The 23,399-nt window shown below is 65.2% G+C and carries 19 protein-coding genes; 5 read left to right on the top strand and 14 right to left on the bottom strand.

Translation table 11 applies throughout. From position 1 onward, the window contains the following. The first annotated feature begins 51 nt into the window (after positions 1-51). Positions 52-1,260, top strand: a complete 1,209-nt coding sequence (gene pobA / locus J6595_RS20595) for a 4-hydroxybenzoate 3-monooxygenase (protein ID WP_209597290.1) — start codon at positions 52-54, stop codon at positions 1,258-1,260. Positions 1,261-1,366: 106 nt separating this feature from the next. On the opposite strand, the gene J6595_RS20590 is transcribed toward pobA, so the two are convergent. The 14 genes from J6595_RS20590 to J6595_RS20525 form a co-directional block, all read right to left on the bottom strand. Beyond that, complete coding sequence (locus J6595_RS20590) at positions 1,367-2,305, bottom strand: divergent polysaccharide deacetylase family protein (protein WP_245198951.1); 939 nt, start codon at positions 2,303-2,305, stop codon at positions 1,367-1,369. Positions 2,306-2,659: 354 nt separating this feature from the next. Then, entirely contained in the window at positions 2,660-4,036 is a 1,377-nt protein-coding gene (locus J6595_RS20585) for a S41 family peptidase (protein WP_209597286.1), read from the bottom strand. Then, positions 4,026-5,822, bottom strand: coding sequence for a murein hydrolase activator EnvC family protein (locus tag J6595_RS22895; RefSeq protein ID WP_209597284.1), 1,797 nt, complete (start codon positions 5,820-5,822; stop codon positions 4,026-4,028). Before J6595_RS22895 ends, J6595_RS20585 begins: the two co-directional genes overlap by 11 nt. 294 nt (positions 5,823-6,116) lie before the next feature. Then, the gene (gene rlmH / locus J6595_RS20575; protein WP_209597282.1) at positions 6,117-6,599 is read right to left on the bottom strand and encodes a 23S rRNA (pseudouridine(1915)-N(3))-methyltransferase RlmH; all 483 of its coding nucleotides are present in this window, start codon (positions 6,597-6,599) and stop codon (positions 6,117-6,119) included. A gap of 52 nt (positions 6,600-6,651) precedes the next feature. Beyond that, the gene (rsfS, locus tag J6595_RS20570; RefSeq protein ID WP_425342193.1) at positions 6,652-7,113 is read right to left on the bottom strand and encodes a ribosome silencing factor; all 462 of its coding nucleotides are present in this window, start codon (positions 7,111-7,113) and stop codon (positions 6,652-6,654) included. A gap of 38 nt (positions 7,114-7,151) precedes the next feature. Then, complete coding sequence (locus J6595_RS20565; protein WP_342453258.1) at positions 7,152-7,745, bottom strand: nicotinate-nucleotide adenylyltransferase; 594 nt, start codon at positions 7,743-7,745, stop codon at positions 7,152-7,154. Positions 7,746-7,825: 80 nt separating this feature from the next. After that, positions 7,826-9,112 carry a glutamate-5-semialdehyde dehydrogenase gene (locus J6595_RS20560; protein ID WP_209597277.1) on the bottom strand — a complete coding sequence of 429 codons (1,287 nt, stop codon included), beginning with the start codon at positions 9,110-9,112 and terminating at the stop codon, positions 7,826-7,828. A 12-nt stretch (positions 9,113-9,124) separates the two neighbouring features. Then, positions 9,125-10,330, bottom strand: a complete 1,206-nt coding sequence (gene proB, locus J6595_RS20555; protein ID WP_209597275.1) for a glutamate 5-kinase — start codon at positions 10,328-10,330, stop codon at positions 9,125-9,127. Continuing rightward, complete coding sequence (obgE, locus tag J6595_RS20550) at positions 10,330-11,403, bottom strand: GTPase ObgE (protein ID WP_209597272.1); 1,074 nt, start codon at positions 11,401-11,403, stop codon at positions 10,330-10,332. The genes proB and obgE overlap by 1 nt, the downstream gene beginning before the upstream one ends. 107 nt (positions 11,404-11,510) lie before the next feature. After that, positions 11,511-12,083 (bottom strand): DUF3833 family protein, encoded by a 573-nt coding sequence (locus J6595_RS20545; RefSeq protein ID WP_209597270.1) that lies wholly within the window; start codon positions 12,081-12,083, stop codon positions 11,511-11,513. Positions 12,084-12,151: 68 nt separating this feature from the next. Beyond that, positions 12,152-12,742 (bottom strand): GNAT family N-acetyltransferase, encoded by a 591-nt coding sequence (locus J6595_RS20540; protein ID WP_209597268.1) that lies wholly within the window; start codon positions 12,740-12,742, stop codon positions 12,152-12,154. 130 nt (positions 12,743-12,872) lie between these two features. Beyond that, the gene (rpmA, locus tag J6595_RS20535) at positions 12,873-13,142 is read right to left on the bottom strand and encodes a 50S ribosomal protein L27 (protein ID WP_209597266.1); all 270 of its coding nucleotides are present in this window, start codon (positions 13,140-13,142) and stop codon (positions 12,873-12,875) included. A 77-nt stretch (positions 13,143-13,219) separates the two neighbouring features. Next, the gene (locus tag J6595_RS20530) at positions 13,220-13,852 is read right to left on the bottom strand and encodes a 50S ribosomal protein L21 (protein ID WP_209597264.1); all 633 of its coding nucleotides are present in this window, start codon (positions 13,850-13,852) and stop codon (positions 13,220-13,222) included. Positions 13,853-14,151: 299 nt separating this feature from the next. Next, entirely contained in the window at positions 14,152-16,119 is a 1,968-nt protein-coding gene (locus J6595_RS20525) for a hypothetical protein (protein ID WP_209597262.1), read from the bottom strand. Positions 16,120-16,440: 321 nt separating this feature from the next. Here J6595_RS20525 and ahcY point away from each other — a divergent pair, with 321 nt between their 5' ends. The 4 genes from ahcY to J6595_RS20505 all read left to right on the top strand — a co-directional run bounded on the left by ahcY (position 16,441) and on the right by J6595_RS20505 (position 23,034). Beyond that, entirely contained in the window at positions 16,441-17,841 is a 1,401-nt protein-coding gene (gene ahcY, locus J6595_RS20520) for an adenosylhomocysteinase (protein ID WP_209597260.1), read from the top strand. Between the two features lie 263 nt (positions 17,842-18,104). Continuing rightward, positions 18,105-20,681, top strand: coding sequence for a sensor histidine kinase (locus tag J6595_RS20515; protein ID WP_245198949.1), 2,577 nt, complete (start codon positions 18,105-18,107; stop codon positions 20,679-20,681). Further along, the gene (gene tsaE, locus J6595_RS20510; protein ID WP_209597258.1) at positions 20,678-22,273 is read left to right on the top strand and encodes a tRNA (adenosine(37)-N6)-threonylcarbamoyltransferase complex ATPase subunit type 1 TsaE; all 1,596 of its coding nucleotides are present in this window, start codon (positions 20,678-20,680) and stop codon (positions 22,271-22,273) included. The genes J6595_RS20515 and tsaE overlap by 4 nt, the downstream gene beginning before the upstream one ends. Positions 22,274-22,281: 8 nt before the next feature. Continuing rightward, entirely contained in the window at positions 22,282-23,034 is a 753-nt protein-coding gene (locus J6595_RS20505) for a nucleotidyltransferase family protein (protein ID WP_209597256.1), read from the top strand. Positions 23,035-23,399 lie beyond the last annotated feature (365 nt).

The following is a 23,399-nucleotide window of genomic DNA, read 5'->3' as shown; positions in this document are numbered from 1 at the left end:
CCGCGCAGCATGTGATCGGCGTTGGGCCGACATTCTTTCGAGGGAGGCGACATGAACACGAACCAGGATTCCGGTGCGATTCCGAAACGCACGCAGGTCGTGGTGGTCGGCGGGGGGCCGGCCGGCCTTCTCCTCGCCCTCCTCCTGCATCGCGCCGGCATCGACTGCGTCGTCCTGGAGCGGCGCACCCGCGACTACGTTCTGTCGAGGATTCGCGCCGGCGTTCTGGAACAGGGCACCACCGACCTCCTGCGCACCGCCGGTGTCGGCTCGCGGATGGATCGTGAAGGCCTCGTCCATGACGGTTTCGACATCGCCTGGCGCGGCGACAAGCTGCATATCGACCTGCGGGAGCTATCCGGCGGCAAGACGGTGATGGTCTACGGCCAGACCGAAGTGACCCACGATCTCTACGACGCGCTCGACGAAGCAGGTGTCCTCGTCGTTCACGAGGCCGAAGACGCAAAGCCGCAGGACCTTCAGACCGAACGCCCCTTCGTCACGTTCAGGACAGCCGACCAGGGCGAACAGCGCCTCGACTGCGACTTCGTTGCCGGCTGCGACGGGTTTCACGGCGTCTGCCGCACGACCATTCCCAAGGACAGGATCGAGACCTTCGAGCGGGTCTATCCCTTCGGCTGGCTGGGAATTCTCAGCCGCACACCGCCCGTTCAGGACGAACTCGTCTACGCCAACCACACGCGCGGCTTTGCGCTTTGTTCGATGCGCAATCCGCAGCTTTCGCGCTACTACGTCCAGTGCGACCTCGACGACAAGGTCGAGGACTGGTCCGACGAGCGGTTCTTCGACGAGCTCTCCGCCCGGCTGCCCGATCAGGTCGCCGCCAATCTCCAGCGCGGGCCATCCATCGAAAAATCGATCGCGCCCTTGCGATCCTTCGTGGCCGAGCCGATGCGCCACGGCAGGCTGTTCCTGGCCGGCGACGCGGCCCACATCGTTCCGCCGACGGGCGCCAAGGGCCTCAATCTCGCGGTCTCCGACGTCTATTATCTGTCGCGCGCCCTGATCGCCCATTACGTCGAACATGACGACGGCCCTCTCGACACCTATTCGACGGACGCCCTTGCGAGGGTCTGGAAGGCCGAGCGGTTCTCCTGGTGGTTCACCTCGATGATCCACCGGTTCGAGGCGGATGGCAGCTTCGGCCAGCGTATTCAGGAGGCGGAATTCGACTTCCTCGCCGGCTCGAAAGCCGCACAGACGGCTTTGGCGGAAAACTACGTCGGCCTGCCGTTCTGACCGCGTCGCGAAAACGCGCTGTCGGCTTTGCGACGTTCGGCAGCGATCGCGTGGCTGACCAGTCTTCAATCGCCTTCGGACCGATCGGGCTGCGATCTGCCGTTCGTCAGCGCACTTCGGGATCATAGGCGAGCGCGGAGACCGGCACGATTTCGATGCCGCGCTTTTGCGCCGGCGCGATCCAGGCCGCGATCGTGGCGATCGACTGGTCGAAGGCCGACGCGACGCCGATCGCCGAGCCTTGCGCCCGTGCGACCTTCTCCAGCATGTCGAGCTGGCGACGGATAGCGGCCGGATCGCGAGTTTCGTCGAGAACAATGTTGGCCGCCGCCGACGGCACGCCATCGGCGATGGCCGTATCCTTGCCGAGCGAGCGCATCGACGATCCGTCGTCGAGATACATCAGACCGCGGCGCCCGAGTTCGGCAATGAAGGGCGCCATGGCGGATTGGTCGCCCGTGAACCGCGCGCCCATGTAGTTCATTACGCCGACATAGTTGGTGATCTTGCCGAGGGAGGCAAAGAGCGAGGCGAAGTCGCCCGCCGCCGCATCCTTCACCGTCAGAGTGGTCTCGCCGGGATTGACCGCCGGATAGCCGAACGGCTCGAGCGGCACCTGGATCAACAGTTCGTGGCCGGCGCGCCTCGCCGCCTGCATCCAGCGATCCAGACTGTTGCCGGCCGGTGAAAATCCGAGCGTCACGCCGGCTGGCAGTTGCTCGACCGCGTCCATGCTGCCCGTCTGACTGATGCCGAGACCGCCGACGACGATCGCGATGCGCGTCGAAGGCTGGCCGCTGGAAGCGCCGCGATAGACATCGAAGGGGCGCCGCCCGTCGGCCGCGCGCACCGGCAACGGCCCATAGGGGCTGTCCTCGATCAGATCCGTGTCAGGAAGATAGGCGACGGCCGGAGACTGCCGGTAATCGTGGGGTTCCTCGACGCGAAACGTCACGACTCCGGTCGCGGAATCGGGGCCGATGATGGTCGGACCGGCCGATCGTTGCGCCAGTGGCGCTGCGACGACCGGGGCCTTGGTGGCCATTTTCCGTGCGGGCTCGGCGATGCCATCGGTTCGCGCGAGGACATCGATGAAGCGGCGTGAAGTGTCGGAATGAAGGGCCGTTTCGGCAGAGCCCCACAGGAGCACTGCCGAAACGGCCGTCAGAACCAGGGAAGACGCAGCCGGCAGCCGCGGCAATCTTCGCCGTGCCGGTCGATTGAGCCCCAGGGGCCGATAGAGTTCGCCTTCGATGGACATGACAGAACGAGTAGTCTGTCAATCTTTCGCGAGGCTCGCCGTTTCGAAACAGACGGCGAAAACGAAAAAACCCGGCCGCTTGTGCGACCGGGTTCTCATCGTAGATTCATGGGACGGGCGACCCAGTGCCCGCCCGGGTCAGTTCTTGGCGCTGTTGCTTGCGTCGGCGTCCGTCGCCGGCTTGGCGTTCGCCTCGCGCTTCGGCGGGAACATCGCGTTGGTCTTCTTGCCGTCGAGAAGATCGATCGCATACTGCAGCTGCAGATCGTCCTTCTTTTCCGGCGGAACGTAATCGAGCGAGCCGGAACCCTCGTCGGTCTCTTCCTTGCCGGTGATGTGCCCGCGCAGAGAAGACTCGCCGCGGACCAGCTCGTCCTCGCCGTCGAGGCCCATCTGATCGCGGATCTCCTTGGGGAGCGGCTGCTCGACGGTGATGTCGGGATTGATGCCCCGGCCCTGGATCGAGCTGCCGGACGGCGTGTAGTAGAGCGCCGTCGTCAGCCTGAGCGCACCGTTCTGGCCGAGCGGGATGATGGTCTGGACCGATCCCTTGCCGAAGGAGCGCGTGCCCACGATGGTCGCGCGGCGCTGATCCTGCAGGGCGCCCGCGACAATCTCCGAGGCCGAGGCCGAGCCGCCATTGACGAGGACCACCAGCGGCTTGCCGTCGATGTCGTCGCCCGAGCGGGCGTTGTAGCGCCTGGTTTCGTCGGCGTTGCGACCGCGCGTCGAGACGATCTCGCCGCTGTTGAGGAAGGCGTCCGAAACCGAAACCGCCTCGTCGAGAAGTCCGCCCGGATTGCGGCGCAGATCGAGGACATAGCCCTTCAGCTTGTCGTCGCCGACCTTTTCCTTGATGTCCGCGATGGCATCCTCGAGGCCGACGGTGGTCTGCTCGTTGAACTTCAGCAGCTTGATGTAGCCGACGTCACCCTCGACGGAATGGCGGACCGAGGGCACCTTGATCTCGGCGCGGGTCAGCGTCAGCCGAACCGGCTTCTTCGCGCCTTCGCGGATGATCGTCAGCGTGACGTTGGTGCCGATGTCGCCCTTCATCTTGTCGACGGCTTCGCCCAGGGTAAGGCCGCGGACCTGCTCGCCATTGATCTCGGCGATCAGGTCACCGGCCAGAACGCCCGCCTTGTCGGCCGGGGTACCGTCGAAGGGCGAGACGACCTTGACGAGTTCGTCCTGCATCGTGACTTCGATGCCGAGCCCGCCGAACTGGCCGCGGGTCTCGGTCCGCATCTCTGCGGCTTCCTTGGCGTTCATGTAGCTCGAATGCGGGTCGAGCGAGGTGAGCATGCCGTTGATGGCCGTTTCGATCAGTTTCTGATCGTCGGGCTTGTCGACATACTGCGCGCGAACGCGCTCGAACACATCTCCGAAGATCGCAAGCTGCCGATAGGTATCGGATCCGGCGGCGTTGGCGACGCCCTGGCTCTGGCTGACCACGGTCATTGCCGTGGCCCCCATCAGCGCACCGGCGAACAGTATCGAGAGCTTACGAATCATTCCTCGTCCTTCCAGAGGGTTCTTTCGTCCACCACGGGGTCGGATCGACCGGCTTCCCGTCCTTGCGAAATTCGACGTAGAGAGCGGGCTCGGCGGCGCCGAATTCCGCCACTTGAACACTTGCCAGCCGCCGCGCTCCCATCAGCGCGACCGGCTCCCCTGACGAAACGAACTGGCCACTCGTCACATCAATGCGGTCCATCCCGGCCAGGACGACATGATAGCCATCGCCGACGTCGAGGATCAAGAGCTCACCATAGGATCGGAAAGGCCCCGCATACAGAACGCGGCCGTCTGCCGGCGCGATGACGACGTCGCCCGCCCGCGAGGCGAATGACACCCCGGTGGAGGGTCTGCCGATGTCGTCCGTCTGTCCGAATCCGATGATCTGTCTCCCGAACACGGGTTTCGACAAACGAGCCTTGAGTGTCGAAAATGCGGCGGATGGCTCCAGTAACGCCGTGTTGTTTCTCAAAGCGGCGATGTCATAGGGGGCTTTTTCGCCAGCGCCGGGCTCGAGAGCGGCGACCTCGGTCTCCCTATCAGCCGTTTCGGATCCCCCGCCGGCTGCATCGTCCACCACGGCCTGCCCGGTTCCAGACGATGCCGCGGGCTCGCGGGCAGATGTCGATCCGGCATCCCGCGAGGCCATCTCCGTTTCGGGCGCGCCCGCAGGCGGCTCGCCGACGGCTGACGTGTTCGCTTCGGCGGGCCCGTCCGTCGAGGCGACGACGCGCGCGGCTTTCTGCGCGCTTTCGCGGCTCCGGGCGAGAGCGAGCTTCTCGCCGGCGGCGGCAGCGTCGCGATTGGCCTTTGCCTCGCGCGCCTCTGCCTCGGCGATGCGGCGCTCCTCGGCCTCGCGCGCCGCGACCTCGCGGGCCCGCGCTGCGTCCGCCTCGGCCTGCAGCGACGAGATCAGATCCTTCAGGTCATCGGCCTTGCGCGCCAGCTCGGCGGCTCGGGCCGTCTCGGCCTCGCGCTTTTCGCGGCTGTCCGCCTCGATCCGGCGCTTTTCCTCAAACAGGCGGGACAGTCGCTCCTGCTCCTCGCGATGCTGCTTGATCTGGCCGGCATAGCGGTCCTTTTCGGCAACGATCGACGCCTTGACGGATGCCAGCCTGTCGAGGTCGGCGACCAACGTCTCGGTCTCCTTGCGCATGGTCGGAACGACGGCGCCAAGCAGGATCGCGCTGCGAACGGCGCCGAGTGCGTCGCGCGGGCGCACGAGCAGCGCCGGCGGCGGCTTCGAGCCCATGCGTTCGAGCGCCGCGAGAACCTCTGCCAGGACGTCGCGGCGGGCGATCAGCGAAGCGCGGATCGTGTCCTCTTTCCCCGCGAGGGCGGCAAGCCGGCCTTCCGTCGCATCGAGATCGGCGCTGATCTTGCGCTGCGCATCGCTCGCCTTCTTCAGCGCCGCCTGAAGCTTGTCGCGATCGGCGGCAATCGCGGCGATTTCATCATCGAGCGAGCGGATGGTCGCGGTCGAGAGCTTGATGCGCGAAGCGAGAGCAGCGAGTTCGGCTGCCGTTTTCTTCCGCCGGGCCTCGATGGCGTTTGCGGAAGACGAATCAGGGTTCTCGGCGCCTGGGGTCGATGGGTCTGCGGCGGGGATCGCGGCGACGGTCGTTTCGTCGATCTCGGCCTCGAGCGGTGTTGCCGCGGGCGAGCCCGCCGCCATAAGGACGGCGAGAAGCACCACACCGGCAGGCGCCGCGGCAAGGCGTATGCCCCTTCCGCGTACAGAGAGGCTTTTAGCACCTCTGCCGGTTCTCGATCCTGCCGTCACGCCGCTTCGTCCTGTCCTCGATCCTTCGACGATAGAGTCGGGCCGTTAACAATCGATCAACCATGGTCCGCCACGAGGCGCCCCTTTGCCGCCAATCGCTGGTGCCTCGACCGAAAGCCCGTTCGATCGAACACCCTTCGATAGCACGATTTGCACGACCAACTCTGTGATCGCATCGCGACACAGCGAAAATGCCGCAAGATCGTGTCGTCATGGCAATGCTGAAAGCCGGCGCGAGCGTCGCCCCCATGCCGCTCGGGCACACAGGCTGGACGCGATGGGTGAGAAACGCCCTCAGGCCCGGTGATACGGATGTCCGGAGAGGATCGTCACCGCGCGGTAGAGCTGCTCGGCCAGCATCAGCCGGGCGATCTGGTGGGGAAAGGTCATCCGGCCGAACGACACGGCCTTCTCCGCGCTTGCAAGAAAGTCCGGGTCATGGCCGTCCGGCCCACCGAGAAAGAATCCGGCCTCGGCCCGACCTTCGTCGCGCAGCCGTCCGAGAAAGGCAGCGAACTGTTCGGAAGAAAGATTTTCGCCCCGCTCGTCGAAGACGATGCGAACACAATCGGCGCCGACACTCCCCGCCAGCCTGGCGGCTTCGTCCTTGCGCCGTGCGGCCACGGTCTGCAGACGCGACTCGACCGTCTCCCGCACGCCGCGGAGATCGAAGGCCACCTGACCGCCAGACTTCGACAGCCGGTCGAGATAGCGCTCGACCAGAGCCTGATCCGGGCCTTTCTTCATCCGCCCGACGACGGCAATCGTCAGCTTCATCCGGCGCCTCCGAGGGAGGGGCCGGTCCTTGAACGCCCAGCTGCCGCGTCGATCAATGGACCGTCGCGTCTCCGGCGTCGCCGACGGTCCACATCTTCTCGATATTGTAGAAGCTGCGGATTTCCGGGCGGAAGATATGGACGATGATATCGCCCGAATCGATCAGCACCCAGTCGCCGTTCTGGAGACCCTCGACCTTGGCGTTGCCGAGACCCTGCTCCTTGAGCAGTCGCAGAAGATGGTCGGCAATGGCAGTGACATGGCGATTCGAGCGTCCGGAGACGACGACCATGTAGTCGGCGAGCGCCGACTTGCCCCTGAGATCGATGGAGACGATTTCCTCGCCCTTGGAGTCGTCCAGACTCTGCATGACGAGGTCGATGGCGGTCCCGCCGGCCGAAACGTCGGTCGCGGGCGCTTCAGAAGGTGAAGTCTCGAAGACTCCCTTCGCTTGTGCCGCTTGTCTCAGTGTCGTTTTCCCTTTCCTTGGGTCGACTGCCCGGCTCGCAATGATACCGGTGGCTTAAATGTAGGCGGTCTACCATGTCCGTTTCAAGACGGAACGTGAACCGCCTCTCGAAGACCCGTCGAAGATGTGCCGTTGCGCGGTCCGAACAGGAACGTCCAGGCCGGCGCCTGACGGTAAGGCAGGACCCTTGCGTCTTCCTGTGCGACCCGCGCGAAGGCATAGCGGCGGGCAAAGGGCGAGGCGAGTGCCGGGAAGGTGCTATGCGGCCGATCGACGATCGCGATCGGCACGTTGTCGGCGATCCAGCGCCATTCCTGCCAGCGATGGAACGTGGCCATGCTGTCGGCCCCCATCACCCAGACGATCTTCAGATCCGGCCGCCGCAGCTTGACGAGGGCCAGCGTGTCGGCGGTGTAGCGGACGTTGTAGCGCGCCTCGAAGGCGGTGACGTCCGAGCGCGCCGGCGACGCCATCTGGCGGACCATGGCGATCCGTTCGTCCAGCGGCCGAAGCGCACCATGGTCCTTCAGCGGATTGCCGGGCGTGACGATCCACCAGATCCGGGTGAGGCCGAGGCGGCGCAATGCGGTCTCGGCGACCAGCCGGTGCCCGTCATGCGGCGGATTGAACGAGCCGCCGAAGAGACCGACGGTCATCTGCCGGTTGCCGGGCGGGATCGACAGGAGAGCTGCCTGTCTCGCTCCGTCCCAACGAGAGCTCAGGCAGGCATCGCCCGCATCGGTTTTCCCAAGGCTCGTCAAGGCCGCGTCTGTCCGCTGCCGCGGACGCGGTAGTTGAAGCTCGTCAGCTGCTCGACGCCCACCGGCCCGCGCGCATGCATCTTGCCCGTGGCGATGCCGATCTCCGCGCCCATGCCGAATTCGCCGCCATCGGCAAACTGGGTCGAGGCGTTGTGCAGGAGGATCGCCGAATCGATGCCGTTCATGAAGGTTTCGACGGCCGCCGCATCCTCGGCGATGATGGCCTCGGTGTGGTGGGAGGAATAGGTCTCGATGTGATGGATCGCATCGTCGACACCATCGACGAGTGCGACGGAAATGATCGCGTCGAGATATTCGGTGGAAAAGTCCGCATCATCGGCCGCTTCAGCCGAAGGATAGAGCGCGCGGACCTCCTTAGTCGCCCGAATCTCGCATCCCCTGGCCGCCAGCGCCTCGAGGATCGGGACGAGATGGGTCGAGGCGGCGCGGCGATCGACCAGAAGCGTCTCGGCTGCGCCGCAGATGCCGGTGCGCCGCATCTTGGAATTGACGACGAGCTCGACCGCCATTGCGAGATCGGCCGAACGATCGACATAGACGTGGCAAAGCCCCTCGAGATGGGCGAAAACCGGGACGCGCGCCTCGTCCTGAACGCGCGCCACAAGCGAGCGCCCGCCGCGCGGCACGATGACGTCGAGATTGCCGGAAAGGCCTTTCAGCATCTCGCCGACCGCCGCCCGGTCCGTCGTCGGCACGATCTGGATCCCATCCTCGGGAAGCCCCGCCGCCTTCAGCCCCGCCACGAGAGCGGCATGGATCGCCCGCGAGGAATGCGCAGAATCGGACCCACCGCGCAGGATCACCGCGTTCCCCGCCTTGAGGCAGAGGGCGCCCGCATCGGCCGTGACGTTCGGACGGCTCTCATAGATGACCCCGACGACGCCGAGCGGCGTCCGCACCCGCTCGATCTGCAGGCCGTTCGGTCGCTCCCAGGCGGCGATCGTCTCGCCGACGGGATCGGCGAGTTCGGCGATCGTGCGAAGCCCTTCGGACATGGCGACGATGCGTGCCGGATTGAGGGTCAGCCGGTCGATGAGAGCTGCGCTCGTCCCGTTCTCCTGCGCCCGCGAGACATCTGCGCCATTGGCTTCAAGGATCGCGGGAATTGCAGCGTTCAGCGCATCGGCCATGGCGATGAGTGCCGCGTTCTTGGCGGCCGCCGGCGTGATTGCGAGCTGGCGGGAGGCAGCGCGCGCCCGCTCGCCAAGGTCCTGCATCAGCCTTGCGATCTCGTCTTGCGCCGTATCAATCCTGTCGAGCACGTTCCGTCTCCCTCATTTCGCCGAGACCATGTCGGGGTCACGTCTGTCGCTTACGCCATCGCCGGGCAGATGGCCGGCGGTCTCCGCGCCGGCGGTCTCGACGACATGGTCGAGCACCAGATCGTCGCGATGGATCATCGCCGCCCGCGCCTCGTAGCCAAGCGCCGCGCTGACGGCGGAGCTGCGAAGGCCCAGGATCTTCCTGGCGTCGCCGGCATCATAGGCGACGATCCCGCGCGCGACCGGCGAGCCGTCCTGCCGGGTGATCAGCACGGAATCGCCGCGCGAGAACATGCCATGTACCGATACGACGCCGGCCGACAGCAGGCTCTTGCCGGAGATCAGCGCGGCAACCGCGCCCTCGTCGACGACGAGCGTCCCGTGCATCTGCAGATGGCCGGCGATCCAGCGCTTTCTGGCGCTGCGCGGCGTGCCGGACGGCAGGAACAGCGTCGCCCGCTCGCCGCGTTCGATGGCCGAGAGCGGATAAAGCCGCTGTCCGGCGGTGATGATCATCGCCGTTCCCGAACCCGTCGCGATCTTGCCGGCATCGACCTTGGTCTTCATGCCTCCGCGCGAAAGCTCCGATCCGGCCGCACCCGCCATCGCCTCGATCTCGGGCGTGATGCTCTCGACCACCGGAATATGCGTCGCCGTCGGATCTTCGGCAGGGGGCGCGGTGTAGAGCCCGTCGATGTCGGAGAGAAGGACGAGGAGGTCGGCGTCAATCATGGTGGCGACCCGTGCCGCCAGCCGGTCGTTGTCGCCATAGCGGATTTCGCTCGTCGCCACCGTGTCGTTCTCGTTGATCACCGGCACGGCGCCCATGTCGAGAAGCGTCGCCAGCGTGGCGCGGGCATTGAGATAGCGGCGGCGCTCCTCTGTGTCCCCGATGGTGAGGAGGATCTGGCCGGTCTCGAGCCCGTGCCGGCCCAGGATCTCGGAATAGGTCCGCGACAGGGCAATCTGGCCGACGGCCGCGGCGGCCTGGTTTTCTTCGAGTCTCAGCGGCCCGCGCGGCATCTTCAGGAGCTTGCGCCCCATGGCGATGGCGCCGGAGGAAACCACCAGGATCTGCTGACCCTGGCCCGTGAGCCTTGCAATGTCCTCGCCAAGGGATTCGAGCCAGGTCCGCTTCATGCCGCGATCGCGATCGACCAGCAGCGACGAGCCGATCTTGACGACGATCCGGCGATGGCCTTCGAGCAGATTGACCATCACACGCGTCTCTCGGTGCGATCTCCCGACGACACGGGGGCGTCATCATCATCGTCATCATGGTCGTCGGCGTCGGGCGACGCGGTGAAGCCGGCGATCTCCGCGCGCATGCGCCGGAGCGCCTCGGTCATCCCCTCGCCGCTGACCGACGACAGCGCCAGGGGCTCGACACCCGCCGCCGCGGCGAGTTCGGCAAGCTTCTCCGCCCTCGCCTCGCCCGCCAGCGTATCGATCTGTGACAGGGCGACGATCTCTGGCTTTTCGGATATGCCGTGGCCATAGGCCTCGAGTTCACGGCGCACGGTACGGTAAGCCTTGCCGACGTCCTCTTCCATCGCCGAGACGAGATGGAGAAGGATCGACGTCCGCTCGACATGGCCGAGGAACCGATCGCCGATACCGACGCCCTCATGGGCGCCCTCGATCAGACCCGGAATATCCGCAATGACGAATTCGGCGTCGTCGACCTTGGCGACGCCAAGGCCCGGATGCAGCGTCGTGAAGGGATAGTCGGCGATCTTCGGCCGGGCCCGCGTCACCGAGGCGAGGAAGGTCGACTTGCCGGCATTGGGCAACCCGACGAGACCTGCGTCCGCGATCAGCTTCAGACGCAGCCAGATCGTCAGCTCCTCGCCGGGAAGGCCGGGATTGGCGTGGCGGGGGGCCTGGTTCACCGAGGACTTGAAATAGGCGTTGCCGAAGCCGCCATTGCCCCCGGCGGCGATCCGGTGCCTCTCGCCGACGGTGGTGAGATCGCAGATCAGCGTCTCGTTGTCCTCGGCGAAGACCTGCGTCCCCGCAGGAACCTTCAAGGTCACGTCGGCGCCCCTGGCGCCGTTGCGGTTGCGGCCCATGCCGTGTGTGCCGGTCTTGGCCTTGAAATGCTGCTGGTAGCGGTAGTCGATCAGCGTGTTGAGCCCGGCCACCGTCTCGATCCAGACGTCGCCGCCGCGGCCGCCGTCGCCGCCGTCCGGGCCACCGAACTCGATGTATTTCTCCCGGCGGAACGACACCGAGCCGGCGCCACCATCACCGGAGCGGATGTAGACTTTCGCCTGATCGAGAAACTTCATCGTCGTACCGTATGCGTCCGCTGAGGATAAAGCCTTGCCTCGCGTCGCGCCCTTTCGTCCAAACTGTCGGGCGGCATCGTGCCTGCCCGGATCATGATTGCGAGCCGTTACCGGTCCCGCTCACTTTCTGATCGCCGTCCACGCCGGAAGATGACGTTTGAGGTCGCGATCGCCAACCCGAATTTCGAGATCGTCACCCGGTTCTCGATCGTTCGCGGTCCGACTTGCCGCATGACATGGCGGAACCCGAGAAGCGTCTGCCCACCGCCCGGCGCATATCCGTCATAGGCAAGGACGACGCCGCCTGCAAAGGAATAGCCTTCGACATGAACTTTCGGCGCCATCGTTCCATCGCCGAGTTCGGTTTGAACGGTCCCCCGATATCGCCCGTCGGCGGATCGGGTCAGGTCCCAGCGCTGGAGGCGAGCGCCGTCTTCAAAATGGAACCGTTCGTCGAGTTGCAGCCGGTTTCCCGTCGCCCTGCCCTCGAAATTCGCGCTGAACCGCTCGGTCGAGACGAGCAACGTCGTGATCGTCCCGCGCGACGTCGCCCGCCCGTCGAAGAAGGCGATGAGCGACAGGGGCCTTGCCGCCGCTTGAGAAGACGAAAGGGCCACGCGCGGGCTGGCAGTTCCGGCCGCGGCAGCGAAGGGCGCGTTCACAGCCGCAATGAGAACCATCGCCGCCGCTGCCGCTGCCAATCGCGCTCGGCGCACCTGGCGCCTCATGCCTGCCCGACAGCGCCGTTTCATCGCGACGCTCCCCAGGATTTCAGCGACTGCCAGCAGCTGCGATCGAGGCTGAAATTCTCGGAAGCGACCCGGCCCGCCGCATCGGTGTCGATCATGCCAGAGCCCGTGAAGCGAAAGCCGCACTTCCAGATGACCCTACGAGACGCTTCGTTGATGACCCGGCAGTGAGCGGTGATCTCGTCGAGGCAAAGGGCAGTGAAGCCGTAATCGATCGCCGCATGGGCCGCTTCGGTCGCGTAGCCATTGCCCCAGAACGGACGTCCGATCCAGTAGCCGAGTTCGCCGCTTCCGGCACGATGCATTCCATTACCATGAATGCCGCAGATGCCGACGATGTCGCCGCTCGTCTTCAGGCAGATCGCAAACACCGCTTCGCCCCCGCGATCGTGGATGAAATCCTCGGCATCCTCGATCGTGTAGGGCCACGGCGCCCGGGAGAGCATCTTGACGACGTCGTAGTCGTCGAGCAGCGCGGCGATGGCCTCGGCATCGTCCAGCACCGGCGGTCTCAGCCGCAGCCTCGGGGTGACGAAGGCCCTGGGCGAAAGCGCCCTCTGCCCAGGCCTTTCCGTCATCTCTTCGGTCATCGCGTCGTCCTTCCGTTCAAGCGAAAAGGGGAGACGGCGATCCATCTCCCCTTTCGCTCGATCCGTCAGGCGATGCCTTCGGGCCTCTCAAGCGCCGGGTCGTTGGAACGCCGGCGCTTGGAAGCTCCGGTCATTCGGCGGCTTCTGCTTTCGGCATTACTGCAATGAAGGTGCGGCCATTGGCCTTCTTCTGGAACTCGACCGTTCCCTCGGCCTTGGCGAAAAGGGTGTGATCGCGGCCGAGGCCCACATTGGCGCCCGGATGCCAGCGCGTGCCGCGCTGGCGCACGAGAATGTTGCCCGCGATAACGGCTTCGCCGCCGAATTTCTTCACGCCGAGGCGTTTGGACTCCGAATCGCGACCGTTGCGCGAGGAACCGCCAGCTTTCTTATGTGCCATCGTTCAATCTCCTTGCCCTTGTGGGCAGCGGACCATCCGAAGAGGTCCCGTCAATACCGTTGGTGACTGCCCGCGCCTTACTTGGCGGCGAGCGCCTTGGCCTGCTCACGCCAGTCGGTGATCTGCGCCGCGCTGAAAGGCATCTCGGCGTCGATACGCTCGATATCGGCGTCGGTGAAGGCCGCGATCTGAGCGTAGGTCATGATGCCCTGCTCGTTCAGCTGCTTCTCCGCGACCGGGCCGACACCCTTGATCGTCGTCAGCTTGTCCTTGGCGCCTTCAGGCGCCGTGAACATCGGCGTCACGACGACCTCGGTCACGTCAGCCGACGCATCGGCCTCGGCCGGCTTGGTCTCCGCCTTCTCGGCCTTCGCAGCGGCCTTTGCCGGCTTGCCGGAGGGCTTCTTGCCGTCGGTGAGGATCTCGGCAACGCGGATCATCGTCAGGTCCTGGCGATGGCCACGGGTGCGCTTGGAGTTCTGCCGGCGGCGCTTCTTGAAGGAGATGACCTTCTTGCCACGGGTCTGCTCGACGATCTCGACGGAGACGCTGGCGCCTTCGACGAAGGGCGCGCCGATCGAGGAGCCGACCATCAGCACCTCGTTGAGCGTGACGAGATCACCGGCCTCGCCGGGGATGCGCTCGACGGTGAATTTGTCTTCTGCGGCAACGCGGTACTGCTTGCCGCCGGTCTTGATGACTGCGAACATTTTTTCTCCGTTCGTCAGACCAGCTCTCGTTCCGCGAGGGAGACGGGCCGTCTTCTTGTTCAGTCGGTTGCGGAATAGGCGAATGGGGTAAGAAAACACCTGCCCCACGGAATGCCGATCGTATAGACGCCAGCCCCAAAAGCGTCAAGAACGTGAAGCGTCTCTGTTACAATACAGCCCGGTTCGACGTTCCGTCATCAGCCCGCCCACCGGTGAACGCCTCCTCCCGCCATCCCAAATCGAGCGCGGCAGCACGAAAACTTCCCTTTGGGGGGCGATTGTCTTTGATGACTCGCCGATCAGTTTGCCGGCAAGGGGAGAGAATAGGCAAAGGCCTTTCCATGGGCGCCCTCACCGCCCTCCACCGGCTCGACCGCATCTTCCTGCGAACGGGTCTCCTTTGTCTGCGGCGACCGCGGCGCGGGGATTGCGCCGCTCCTGCCGCCAGTTGCGGGCTCGCCAGTTGCGGGGTCGCCGTCCTGGAAAGATCCCTCGGAGGCAGGCCCCGCATCGCTGGGCGCGCCAGCTGGCGCTGGCGCACTCGCACCCTCGTCCGCCGCGTCAGGCGAACGGCTTTCGCCGGTGGCGGGAGTGTTGCCGGCGCCTTCGCTGGCGCCCTCACCGGCAGTCGTCGGCGCGGACATATCGTCGCCGAGGATCAGCGCCCAGAGATCGTCGGTTGCCTTGCGTGCCCGGTCGAGCGGCAGAACCAGCTTGCCGCTGCCGGCAGCCCGGGTCAGCTCGTCGCGCAGCTTGGCGGCGGCCCGATCGCCGCCGGCGGCCGCGATCGCCGACCAGCCATAGGCGCGCATGATGTTGCGGGGCATTTCGGAGCCCTCGTAATAGGCGTAGGCAAGGCGCCGGATCGTATTCCAGTCGCGGGTGCGAAACGCCTCGATCTCGGCGGCGCGCTGGCGCTGTCCGACGGGTGTCTGCCGCCAGGTCGCGACGGCCTCGTCCTCGGCCCCGACGATTTCCGACGGGCTGAGCCGACGACCGATGGCTGCCAGGCTCTCGGCAGAGAACGGCAACCCGTCCGCCAGTGCCAGATCGAGCGAGACATAGGTCGGGACGAGCTTTTCCTGGGCAATGCTGACATAGGGGTCGATGGCGATCGCATGGGCCAGCAGCGCCACGGCCGCCCGGTTGCCGTCCATGGCCGCCGGCATCATCAGATCGAGAGCCCGGCCGATGTCCTGCGGTATGCCGCGGCCATTAAGCAGCGTATCGGCCAGAGCGAGCTTCCTCGCAAGCGGCGCGTCGGCGGGGAGCGAAAGCTGCGTCGGCGAAAGCAGCGCCTGCTTGACCACGGAGCCGTTGACGACGGTCGGATCGAGATCGGCGATGTCTTTGGCATCGATGGCGCCATCGGTGAGCCGTGAAAGCTCGAATGGCTGCTGCGGCCGCAACGCGACCGACAGCCGGCCCGGCGCCTTGAGAAACGCCTGCAGCGCGGCCGACCAGTCGCGCGCCTTCCGCTGCAGTTCCGGCGTCGGGCCTCCGGGCAAATTGTCGAACATGCCGGCGAGCGCCGCACCGGAAATCATCATGGCAGCGCTTTTCGCCGCCTGGGCATTCAGCCCCTGCTCGCGTCCCAGGACATCGTAGAGCGCCTCCGTCAGCCCCATGTCCGAAAAGGCGATATCGGCCGAGGCGAGGGTCCCGCGAATTTCCGGCTGGTTACTCGCCGGCCTGTCCGTGGTCTCGAGTTCGGAGAGCGGCGCGAGAATGTGAAAGCCGCGCAGATCGGCATCGAGATCGAAGGCGCCGATCCCGTCGAACCGCGCCGTCGCCTGCAGCACATAGTCGGCCCGCGGTGCATCGAGGGCGAGATCGACGGTCAGATGGCCGGTGACCGTCTCCCGGCCGAGCTTGTCGAGCACCTGCCGCACGGTTGGATCGAGCGGTAGCTGCCGGGTGTCGATCGCCATGCCGTCCAGGATCATCTGATCGGATGCGATGCGCATCTGGCCGATCCGGAAATGCACGTCGCCGCGATCGACGGCAAGGCCCGTCACGACTAGCGAGCGCGTGATCGGATCGTAGCGGCGGTCCGAATAGGTGATCTCGGCGATGCTGCGAAGGGATGTGACGGCGAAGTCGAACAGATATGGCGTGTAGGGAAGAACCAGGTCGGCCAACCCGCCCGCATTCTCCGCGACAACGACGGGCGCAGGGCTTTCAGCCGTCTGGGCGCCTGCAGATCCGGTGGCCATTGCGACCGAGATCGCGGTCGCCGCGAAAGTCGCGACGAATCTTGGCGTCATCGTCATCCTCCCAACTCCGGCCGGCACGGACGCGAAACATGCCGGATACGCAACGCAAGCAGTTCACTCCAGTGCCGACCGCAACCCCCAGCCTTCTTCTTCCAGAGGCTGGATTCGGATGCCGGCATCGGCCCTCAGAACCGCGGGGATACTAGACCGGAGCGCGGAGGATTCCCAATGCGGAAAATGCCGATCAAGACATAAACAAATGTTTATATCCTCTTGTGGCATGTCCCGGGCACTGCTACAGCGAGCGCAAGCATTCGGGGGCGCCGCGCGCCCCGCTTCGACCAACCGCATTCTCAAGGGAGTTCCCGAACCATGAGCGAACAGACCGACTACATCGTCAAGGACATCGCGCTCGCCGACTACGGCCGCAAGGAACTGGACATCGCCGAGACCGAAATGCCGGGGCTGATGGCCTGCCGCGAGGAGTTCGGCGCCGACAAGCCGCTGAAGGGCGCGCGGATCACCGGCTCGCTGCACATGACGATCCAGACGGCCGTTCTGATCGAGACGCTGGTGGCGCTCGGCGCCGAGGTTCGCTGGGCCTCCTGCAACATCTTTTCCACCCAGGACCACGCCGCCGCCGCCATCGCGGCTGCCGGCATCCCGGTCTTCGCCATCAAGGGCGAGACGCTCGAGGAATACTGGTCCTACACCGACAAGATCTTCCAGTGGCCGGACGGTCAGCCGTCGAACATGATCCTCGACGACGGCGGCGACGCCACGATGTACATCCTCACCGGTGCGCGCGCCGAGGCCGGCGAGGACGTCCTGTCCAATCCGGGCAGCGAGGAAGAGACGATCCTCTTCGCGCAGATCAAGAAGCGCATGGCCGAGACCCCGGGCTTCTTCACCAGACAGCGCGACGCCATCAAGGGCGTCACCGAAGAGACCACCACCGGCGTCAACCGTCTCTACCAGCTGCAGAAGAAGGGCCTCCTGCCCTTCCCGGCAATCAACGTCAACGACAGCGTCACCAAGTCGAAGTTCGACAACAAATACGGCTGCAAGGAATCGCTGGTCGACGGCATCCGCCGCGGCACCGACGTGATGATGGCCGGCAAGGTCGCCGTCGTCTGCGGCTATGGCGACGTCGGCAAGGGCTCGGCCGCATCGCTCCAGGGTGCGGGCGCCCGCGTGAAGGTGACGGAAGTCGATCCGATCTGCGCGCTGCAGGCGGCGATGGACGGCTTCGAGGTGGTGCAGCTAGAGGACGTCGTCGCCTCGGCCGACATCTTCATCACCACCACCGGCAACAAGGACGTCATCCGCATCGAGCATATGCGCGAGATGAAGGACATGGCGATCGTCGGCAATATCGGCCACTTCGACAACGAGATTCAGGTCGACGCCCTGAAGAACCTGAAATGGACCAACATCAAGCCCCAGGTCGACATGATCGAGTTCCCCAAGGGGAACCGCATGCTGCTCCTGTCGGAGGGTCGCCTCCTCAATCTCGGCAACGCCACCGGCCATCCGAGCTTCGTGATGTCGGCCTCCTTCACCAACCAGACCCTGGCGCAGATCGAGCTCTTCACCAAGGGCGATCAGTACGAGAACCAGGTCTACGTCCTGCCCAAGCATCTGGACGAAAAGGTCGCACGCCTTCACCTCGGCAAGCTCGGCGCAAGGCTTTCGGAACTGTCCGAAGAACAGGCCGCCTATATCGGCGTCACGCCGCAAGGCCCTTACAAGCCAGAGCATTACCGCTACTGATTTGCACCACAGCCAATCAGCGATTCAGAAGGTCCGGCGAGGCGCAAGTCTCGCCGGGCTGATTTCTTTCAATCTTAGTTAAATATTGAGGATTGCGCCCGAGTCGCCAGCCGCTAATATGGTCGAATCATGGCTTTGAGATGCGGACCTGAAAGCCTGATCGAGATGCGTTGAGTTCAGTCTCGACAGCAACGGCAAAACGAGGGCAGGCTCACATGTCGAAAGACATCCGACCCGGGCGCGGGGGCGCCACCGGGTTGCGCATGGATTCCGAACGCACAGCCGGATCGACGCGTCTCGTCGATACCGTGACCGGACGAGGGGCGGCACCGGCCCTTCTCACTTTCGCCATTCTCCTGCATGCGGCGCCCGCCGCAGCGGCGACACCGGGCGACGCCTTCGATCTCGGCGGCATCCTGTCGGAAAGCGACATCGTCTACCTCGCCGCTTTCGCCTTCATCGTCGGCGCGGCGATGCTGGCAGCGACCTTCATCGTTCGCCAGAGGACCGCTCTTGCTGCCGAGAGCGACGCCCTGCGAAACGAGCTTCACCAGGCGCGGATCGAGGCGGATGCGAGAACCGCCCTGCTCGTCGCCGGCGACGAACGCATCCTCGTCTTCGCCGGAGCCGACAAGCCGGAGGTGATCGGCCAGATTCACACGACGCGCAAGGTGCCCTCCGATCCCGAGCGGTTCCTGGTCTTCGCCGACTGGATGCCGGCCGATTGCGTTGCGGTCCTCGAACAAGCCATCGGCGAACTGCTCGAGCATGCCAAGCCGTTCCGTGTCGCGATCGACATCGACGCAGAATGCGTCATCGAGGCATCCGGACGCACCTCGGGCGGACTGGCGATGGTCCGATTCAATGTCCTCGAGGGGCTGCGCAAAGAGCTCAACGATCTCTCCACCTCGCATTCGCGGGCCCTGAGCACCGTCGAAACGCTGCAGCAACTCTTCGACAAGGCGCCGCTCGCAATCTGGCTGCGCGACCGCAACAGCCGGCTGAACTGGGTCAATGCGGCCTATGCGACAGCCGTCGATGCACCTTCGGTCGACGTCGCGCTGGAGCGGCAGCTCGAATTTCTCTCCGCCCAGGATCGCCTGCGCATCGCCAGGAACCTTGCCGAGGGTCAGACATTCGAAGCCAAGCTTTCGACCGTTGTCGAGGCGGACCGCCGCAACTTCAACGTGGTGGAGACGGTCGGGCCGCTCGGCTCTGCGGGTCTTGCGATCGACGTGTCGGAAACCGAGCAGGTGCGCATGGAGCTGCACCAGACGATCGCCAGCCAGTCCGACACGCTCGACCAGCTCGCCACGGCCGTCGCGCGCTTCGACGAGAAGACGCAGCTCGCCTATTACAACACCGCCTTCCAGCGGCTGTTCGATCTGACCAATGCCTATCTCGAGACCGGGCCGGACCACATCGCGCTGCTCGATCATCTGCGCACCCGTGGCATCCTGCCGATCGAAAAGCTCGCACGCTCGGAAATGCGGGAGCAGGACCTTGCCGCCTATCGGGCCGCCGAGCCGACCGAGGCGATGTGGCATCTCGCCGACGGCCGCACGCTTCGCGTCATCGCGACGCCCCAGCCGCGCGGCGGCGCGACCTGGGTCTTCGAGGACATCACCGAGAAGCTGGAACTCGAAAGCCAGGTCAAGGCGACGGTCCGCCTGCAGCGCGAGACGATCGACTATCTCAGCGAAGCGGTCGCGGTGTTCGGCAGCGACGGGCGGATGCGTCTTTCCAATCCCGCTTTTGCCGAGATGTGGGGGATCGATCCCGAAAAGCTGCTCGCCTCGCCGCGCATCCACGCACTTGCCGATCTGGCCACGGCCAAGGTCGAGCGGACGATCGGCGTCAACGGCAACCGCGAGCCAGGCATGCCCGAGGGCTGGCAGCTCTTCTGCGAGCAGGTGACCGCCTTCGACGAGCACGGTCGCGAAACGCTGCGCGGCGAAATGAGCCTGTCCGACGGCCGCACGTTCAACTATGCGATCGTGCCGCTGCCGAACGGGCTGACGATGCTGACCTATGCCAATATTTCCGAGGCGCGCGCCGCCGAGCTGGTCCTGCGCGAAAGAAACGACGCACTGGAGCAGGCGAACCGCATCAAGACCGATTTCGTCCAGCACGTGAACTACGAGCTGCGCTCGCCTTTGACCAATATCATCGGCTTCTCGGCCCTCCTGCGCTCGCCGGAAACCGGGCCCCTGACGGAGCGCCAGAGCGAGTATCTCGACTACATCTCCTCCTCGACCTCGACCCTCCTCACCATCGTCAACGACATTCTCGATCTCGCCACCGTGGATGCTGGCATCATGGAGCTCGACCTGTCCGAGGTGGACATCGAGCGAACGGTCGAGCAGGCGGTCGATGGTGTCCGCGATCGCTTCGAAGCCGCCGACATCTCGCTTGAAATCGACCTTGCCGATGCCGGAACGCGCTTTTTCGCCGATGGACACCGGCTCACCCAGATCCTCTTCAATCTCCTTTCCAATGCCGCGAATTTCGCTCCGGCGGGCTCGGCCGTCGCGGTGCGCGCCTGGCGCCATCAGGGCATGCTGTCCTTCGAGGTGTCCGACCGCGGGCCAGGCATCGCGACGAACCAGGTCGAGAAGATCTTCGAGCGCTTCGAGGCCAATCCGAGCGGAGGCCGCCAGTCCGGCGCCGGGCTCGGCCTGTCGATCGTCAAGAGCTTCGTCGAACTCCACCAAGGCCAGGTCGAGGTTCGCTCGGCGCCCGGTAAAGGCACCAGCTTCACCTGCCACTTCCCGCTCGGCACCTTTCCCCCGGACGAGGAAGCCGGCCGACAGGGCAAGTTCCGGGACGCCGCGGAATGACGGCGCCCGGCCGCGCCAGCGATTTGCCCGGTAAAGGGCCGCAAACGCTTCAGGCCTCGCTTCCCGTCTTGCATCGCCTGCACCTTGCCGATGACGCCGCCACGCGGATGCTCGGTGCCGACCTCGCGATGGTCCTTGCTGCCGGCGACGTCGTCGCGCTGTCGGGCGATCTCGGCGCCGGCAAGTCGACGCTGGCACGGGCGGTGATCCGGGCGCTTGCAGGCAACGGGGACCTCGAAGTCCCCTCGCCCACCTATACGCTGGTCCAGCCCTACGAGACCGAGCCGCCGGTTGCCCATTTCGATCTTTACCGGCTTGCCTCCGGCGACGAGCTCGACGAACTCGGCTTCGCCGAAGCCGCCGAGGCCGGCATCGTCCTCGTCGAATGGCCGGACCGGGCGCCTGACGCCCTCCGGGCCGCGACCATCACTATCGATCTCGCCGTCGATCCCGAAGGTGGCCGGCAGGCAACGATCGGAGCCGGGGAACGCGCCGCTGCCCGCCTCGAGCGGACATTGGCGATCCGCGATTTCCTTTCCGTCGCAGGTCTTGCCGAAGCACCACGCCAGCGCTTCTTCGGCGACGCCTCCAGCCGGCGCTACGAGACCGTTGCAAGCGGCGACGAAACCCTTGTCTTGATGGACGCGCCTCGCCAGCCGGACGGCCCGCCGATCAAGGACGGCCTTCCCTACAGCCAGATCGTACATCTCGCCGAAGACGTCACCCCTTTCGTGGCGGTGGCGACGGCGCTGAGAACGGCTGGCTTCGCCGCCCCGGCGATCCACCACGCCGAACTCGACCAGGGCCTGCTCCTGATCGAACATCTCGGAGCCGGCCAGATCATCGACGAAGACCGCCGGCCGATCCCCGTGCGCTACCACGAGGCCGCGCTCTTTCTGGCGGACCTTCACGGTGTCGCCTGGCCCTCCGAACTCGCGATCGCGAACGGCCCCGTCCACCGCCTGCCGCATTACGACCGCCGCGCCATGCTGGCCGAGGTCGAGCTCCTCATCGACTGGTATCTGCCCGATCACACGGGCCGTCCGGCAACGGAAGACGAACGGGAACTCTTCGGCGAATGCTGGGCTGCCATCCTCGACGAACTGAAAGACGGCGAGACGAGCCTCGTCCTTCGCGACTACCATTCTCCCAACGTGATCTACCGGCCGGATGCCGAGGGCATTCTCAAGATCGGCCTGATCGATTTCCAGGACGCGATGATCGGCCCGTCGGCCTATGACGTCGCCTCTCTCGCCCAGGACGCGCGCGTCGACGTCCCGGCCGAACTCGAAGCGGCCCTGACGGCGGCTTATCTCGAAAGGCGGCGCAAGGAAGATCCGGGCTTCGACGGCTTCGCTTTCGAGCGCGACTATGCTATTATGGCGGCCCAGCGTGCTTCGAAAATCCTCGGGATCTTCGTTCGCCTTCTTAAAAGAGACGGCAAGCCGCAATATCTCCGTCACATACCGCGGATTAAGGGCTATCTCGCCCGAACGCTCGGTCATCCGTCGCTGTCGGCCCTTCGCCACATTTATGGCGAGTGGGGCATTCTCGACGCAGACGATCCCAAGCGGCACCGCTCGAACGACTGATGAACCCAATGACCCTTCGCAGCAAAGACGCCTCCTTCAAGCCCAAGACCGCGATGATCCTCGCCGCCGGTCTCGGCAAGCGCATGCGCCCGATCACCTCAACCATGCCCAAACCACTGATCGAGATCCGCGGCCGGGCGCTGATCGACTACGGCCTCGATGCCCTCGCCCGAAACGGCGTCGAGCGCGTGGTTGTCAACGTCCACTACATGGCCGACCTGATGCGCGCCCATCTGAGGAAGCGCAAGGACATGGAGATCGTCGTCTCCGACGAAACCGACCTGCTGCTCGATTCCGGCGGCGGCATCGTCAAGGCGCTGCCCGAACTCGGCACCGATCCATTTTACGTGCTGAATGCCGACACCTTCTGGATCGACGGCTATCGCGACAATCTCGATCTCCTCGCCGAACTCTGGGAGCCGGCGAGGATGGACGTCTCGCTGCTGATCGCCGAAATGCGCCAGTCCACCGGATATGACGGCAATGGCGACTTCGTGATGGACCCCTCCGGCCGCCTCAGCCGCGTGCCCGAGCGGGTCGTCTCGCCTTTCATCTATGCCGGCGGCGCGATCATGAAGCCGGAGCTCTTCGAGGGGATGAAGCCTGAGAAGTTCTCGCTGAACCGGATCTTCGACCAGGCGATCGAGGCCGAGCGCCTCTCCGGTGTCCGGCTCGACGGCGTGTGGATCACCGTCGGCACTCCGTCGGCCATTCCCCTCGCCGAGGCCGCCTTCGTCGCCAGCGCCAGCGCGGCGGCTTGAGAGGGCCGACGGCGCCAGGCGCGAAAGATGAACTGTAGTCAACGTCGGGACCGTTTCAACGAGATCGATAAGTCACCAGCGAATTTCCCGACGACCTCCGTCGATTCGACATGTTGTACCAGAAATAGCCGGAAACATTGCCGCTTCGTCCTGCTCGGGCCCCGTCCCGAGCATCCAGTCCGGCACCGGAAAAAGTTCATTTTTGTCAACGGAATCGGGCTGTAGCCACGATGCTCTAGCAACTGTGTTCATTCGAACGCCTTTCTGTCTCTCTGCATGGCGTTGAGAACAGTGAGAAGCTTTCTGGCGACGGCGATGATGCCGACTTTCTTCGATCCCGATCTTTCGGCGACGGCTTGAAAGAA

The sequence above is a fragment of the Jiella mangrovi genome, assembly GCF_017815135.1.
GTDB lineage: Bacteria > Pseudomonadota > Alphaproteobacteria > Rhizobiales > Rhizobiaceae > Jiella > Jiella mangrovi.
The sequence above is the reverse complement of the archived record's forward strand: the minus strand, read 5'-3'. Positions and strand labels throughout refer to the sequence as shown.

What these genes read in the sequence shown, in the direction of transcription:
- J6595_RS20545 (WP_209597270.1), bottom strand. Translation starts at nt 12,083, where the DNA reads ATGGTTCTCATTGCGGCTGTGAACGCGCCCTTCGCTGCCGCGGCCGGA.
- ahcY (WP_209597260.1), top strand. Translation starts at nt 16,441, where the DNA reads ATGAGCGAACAGACCGACTACATCGTCAAGGACATCGCGCTCGCCGAC.
- rlmH (WP_209597282.1), bottom strand. Translation starts at nt 6,599, where the DNA reads ATGAAGCTGACGATTGCCGTCGTCGGGCGGATGAAGAAAGGCCCGGAT.
- J6595_RS20530 (WP_209597264.1), bottom strand. Translation starts at nt 13,852, where the DNA reads ATGTTCGCAGTCATCAAGACCGGCGGCAAGCAGTACCGCGTTGCCGCA.
- pobA (WP_209597290.1), top strand. Translation starts at nt 52, where the DNA reads ATGAACACGAACCAGGATTCCGGTGCGATTCCGAAACGCACGCAGGTC.
- J6595_RS20590 (WP_245198951.1), bottom strand. Translation starts at nt 2,305, where the DNA reads ATGGCCACCAAGGCCCCGGTCGTCGCAGCGCCACTGGCGCAACGATCG.
- J6595_RS20525 (WP_209597262.1), bottom strand. Translation starts at nt 16,119, where the DNA reads ATGACGCCAAGATTCGTCGCGACTTTCGCGGCGACCGCGATCTCGGTC.
- obgE (WP_209597272.1), bottom strand. Translation starts at nt 11,403, where the DNA reads ATGAAGTTTCTCGATCAGGCGAAAGTCTACATCCGCTCCGGTGATGGT.
- J6595_RS20515 (WP_245198949.1), top strand. Translation starts at nt 18,105, where the DNA reads ATGGATTCCGAACGCACAGCCGGATCGACGCGTCTCGTCGATACCGTG.
- J6595_RS20585 (WP_209597286.1), bottom strand. Translation starts at nt 4,036, where the DNA reads ATGATTCGTAAGCTCTCGATACTGTTCGCCGGTGCGCTGATGGGGGCC.
- rpmA (WP_209597266.1), bottom strand. Translation starts at nt 13,142, where the DNA reads ATGGCACATAAGAAAGCTGGCGGTTCCTCGCGCAACGGTCGCGATTCG.
- J6595_RS20505 (WP_209597256.1), top strand. Translation starts at nt 22,282, where the DNA reads ATGACCCTTCGCAGCAAAGACGCCTCCTTCAAGCCCAAGACCGCGATG.
- proB (WP_209597275.1), bottom strand. Translation starts at nt 10,330, where the DNA reads ATGGTCAATCTGCTCGAAGGCCATCGCCGGATCGTCGTCAAGATCGGC.
- tsaE (WP_209597258.1), top strand. Translation starts at nt 20,678, where the DNA reads ATGACGGCGCCCGGCCGCGCCAGCGATTTGCCCGGTAAAGGGCCGCAA.
- J6595_RS20540 (WP_209597268.1), bottom strand. Translation starts at nt 12,742, where the DNA reads ATGACCGAAGAGATGACGGAAAGGCCTGGGCAGAGGGCGCTTTCGCCC.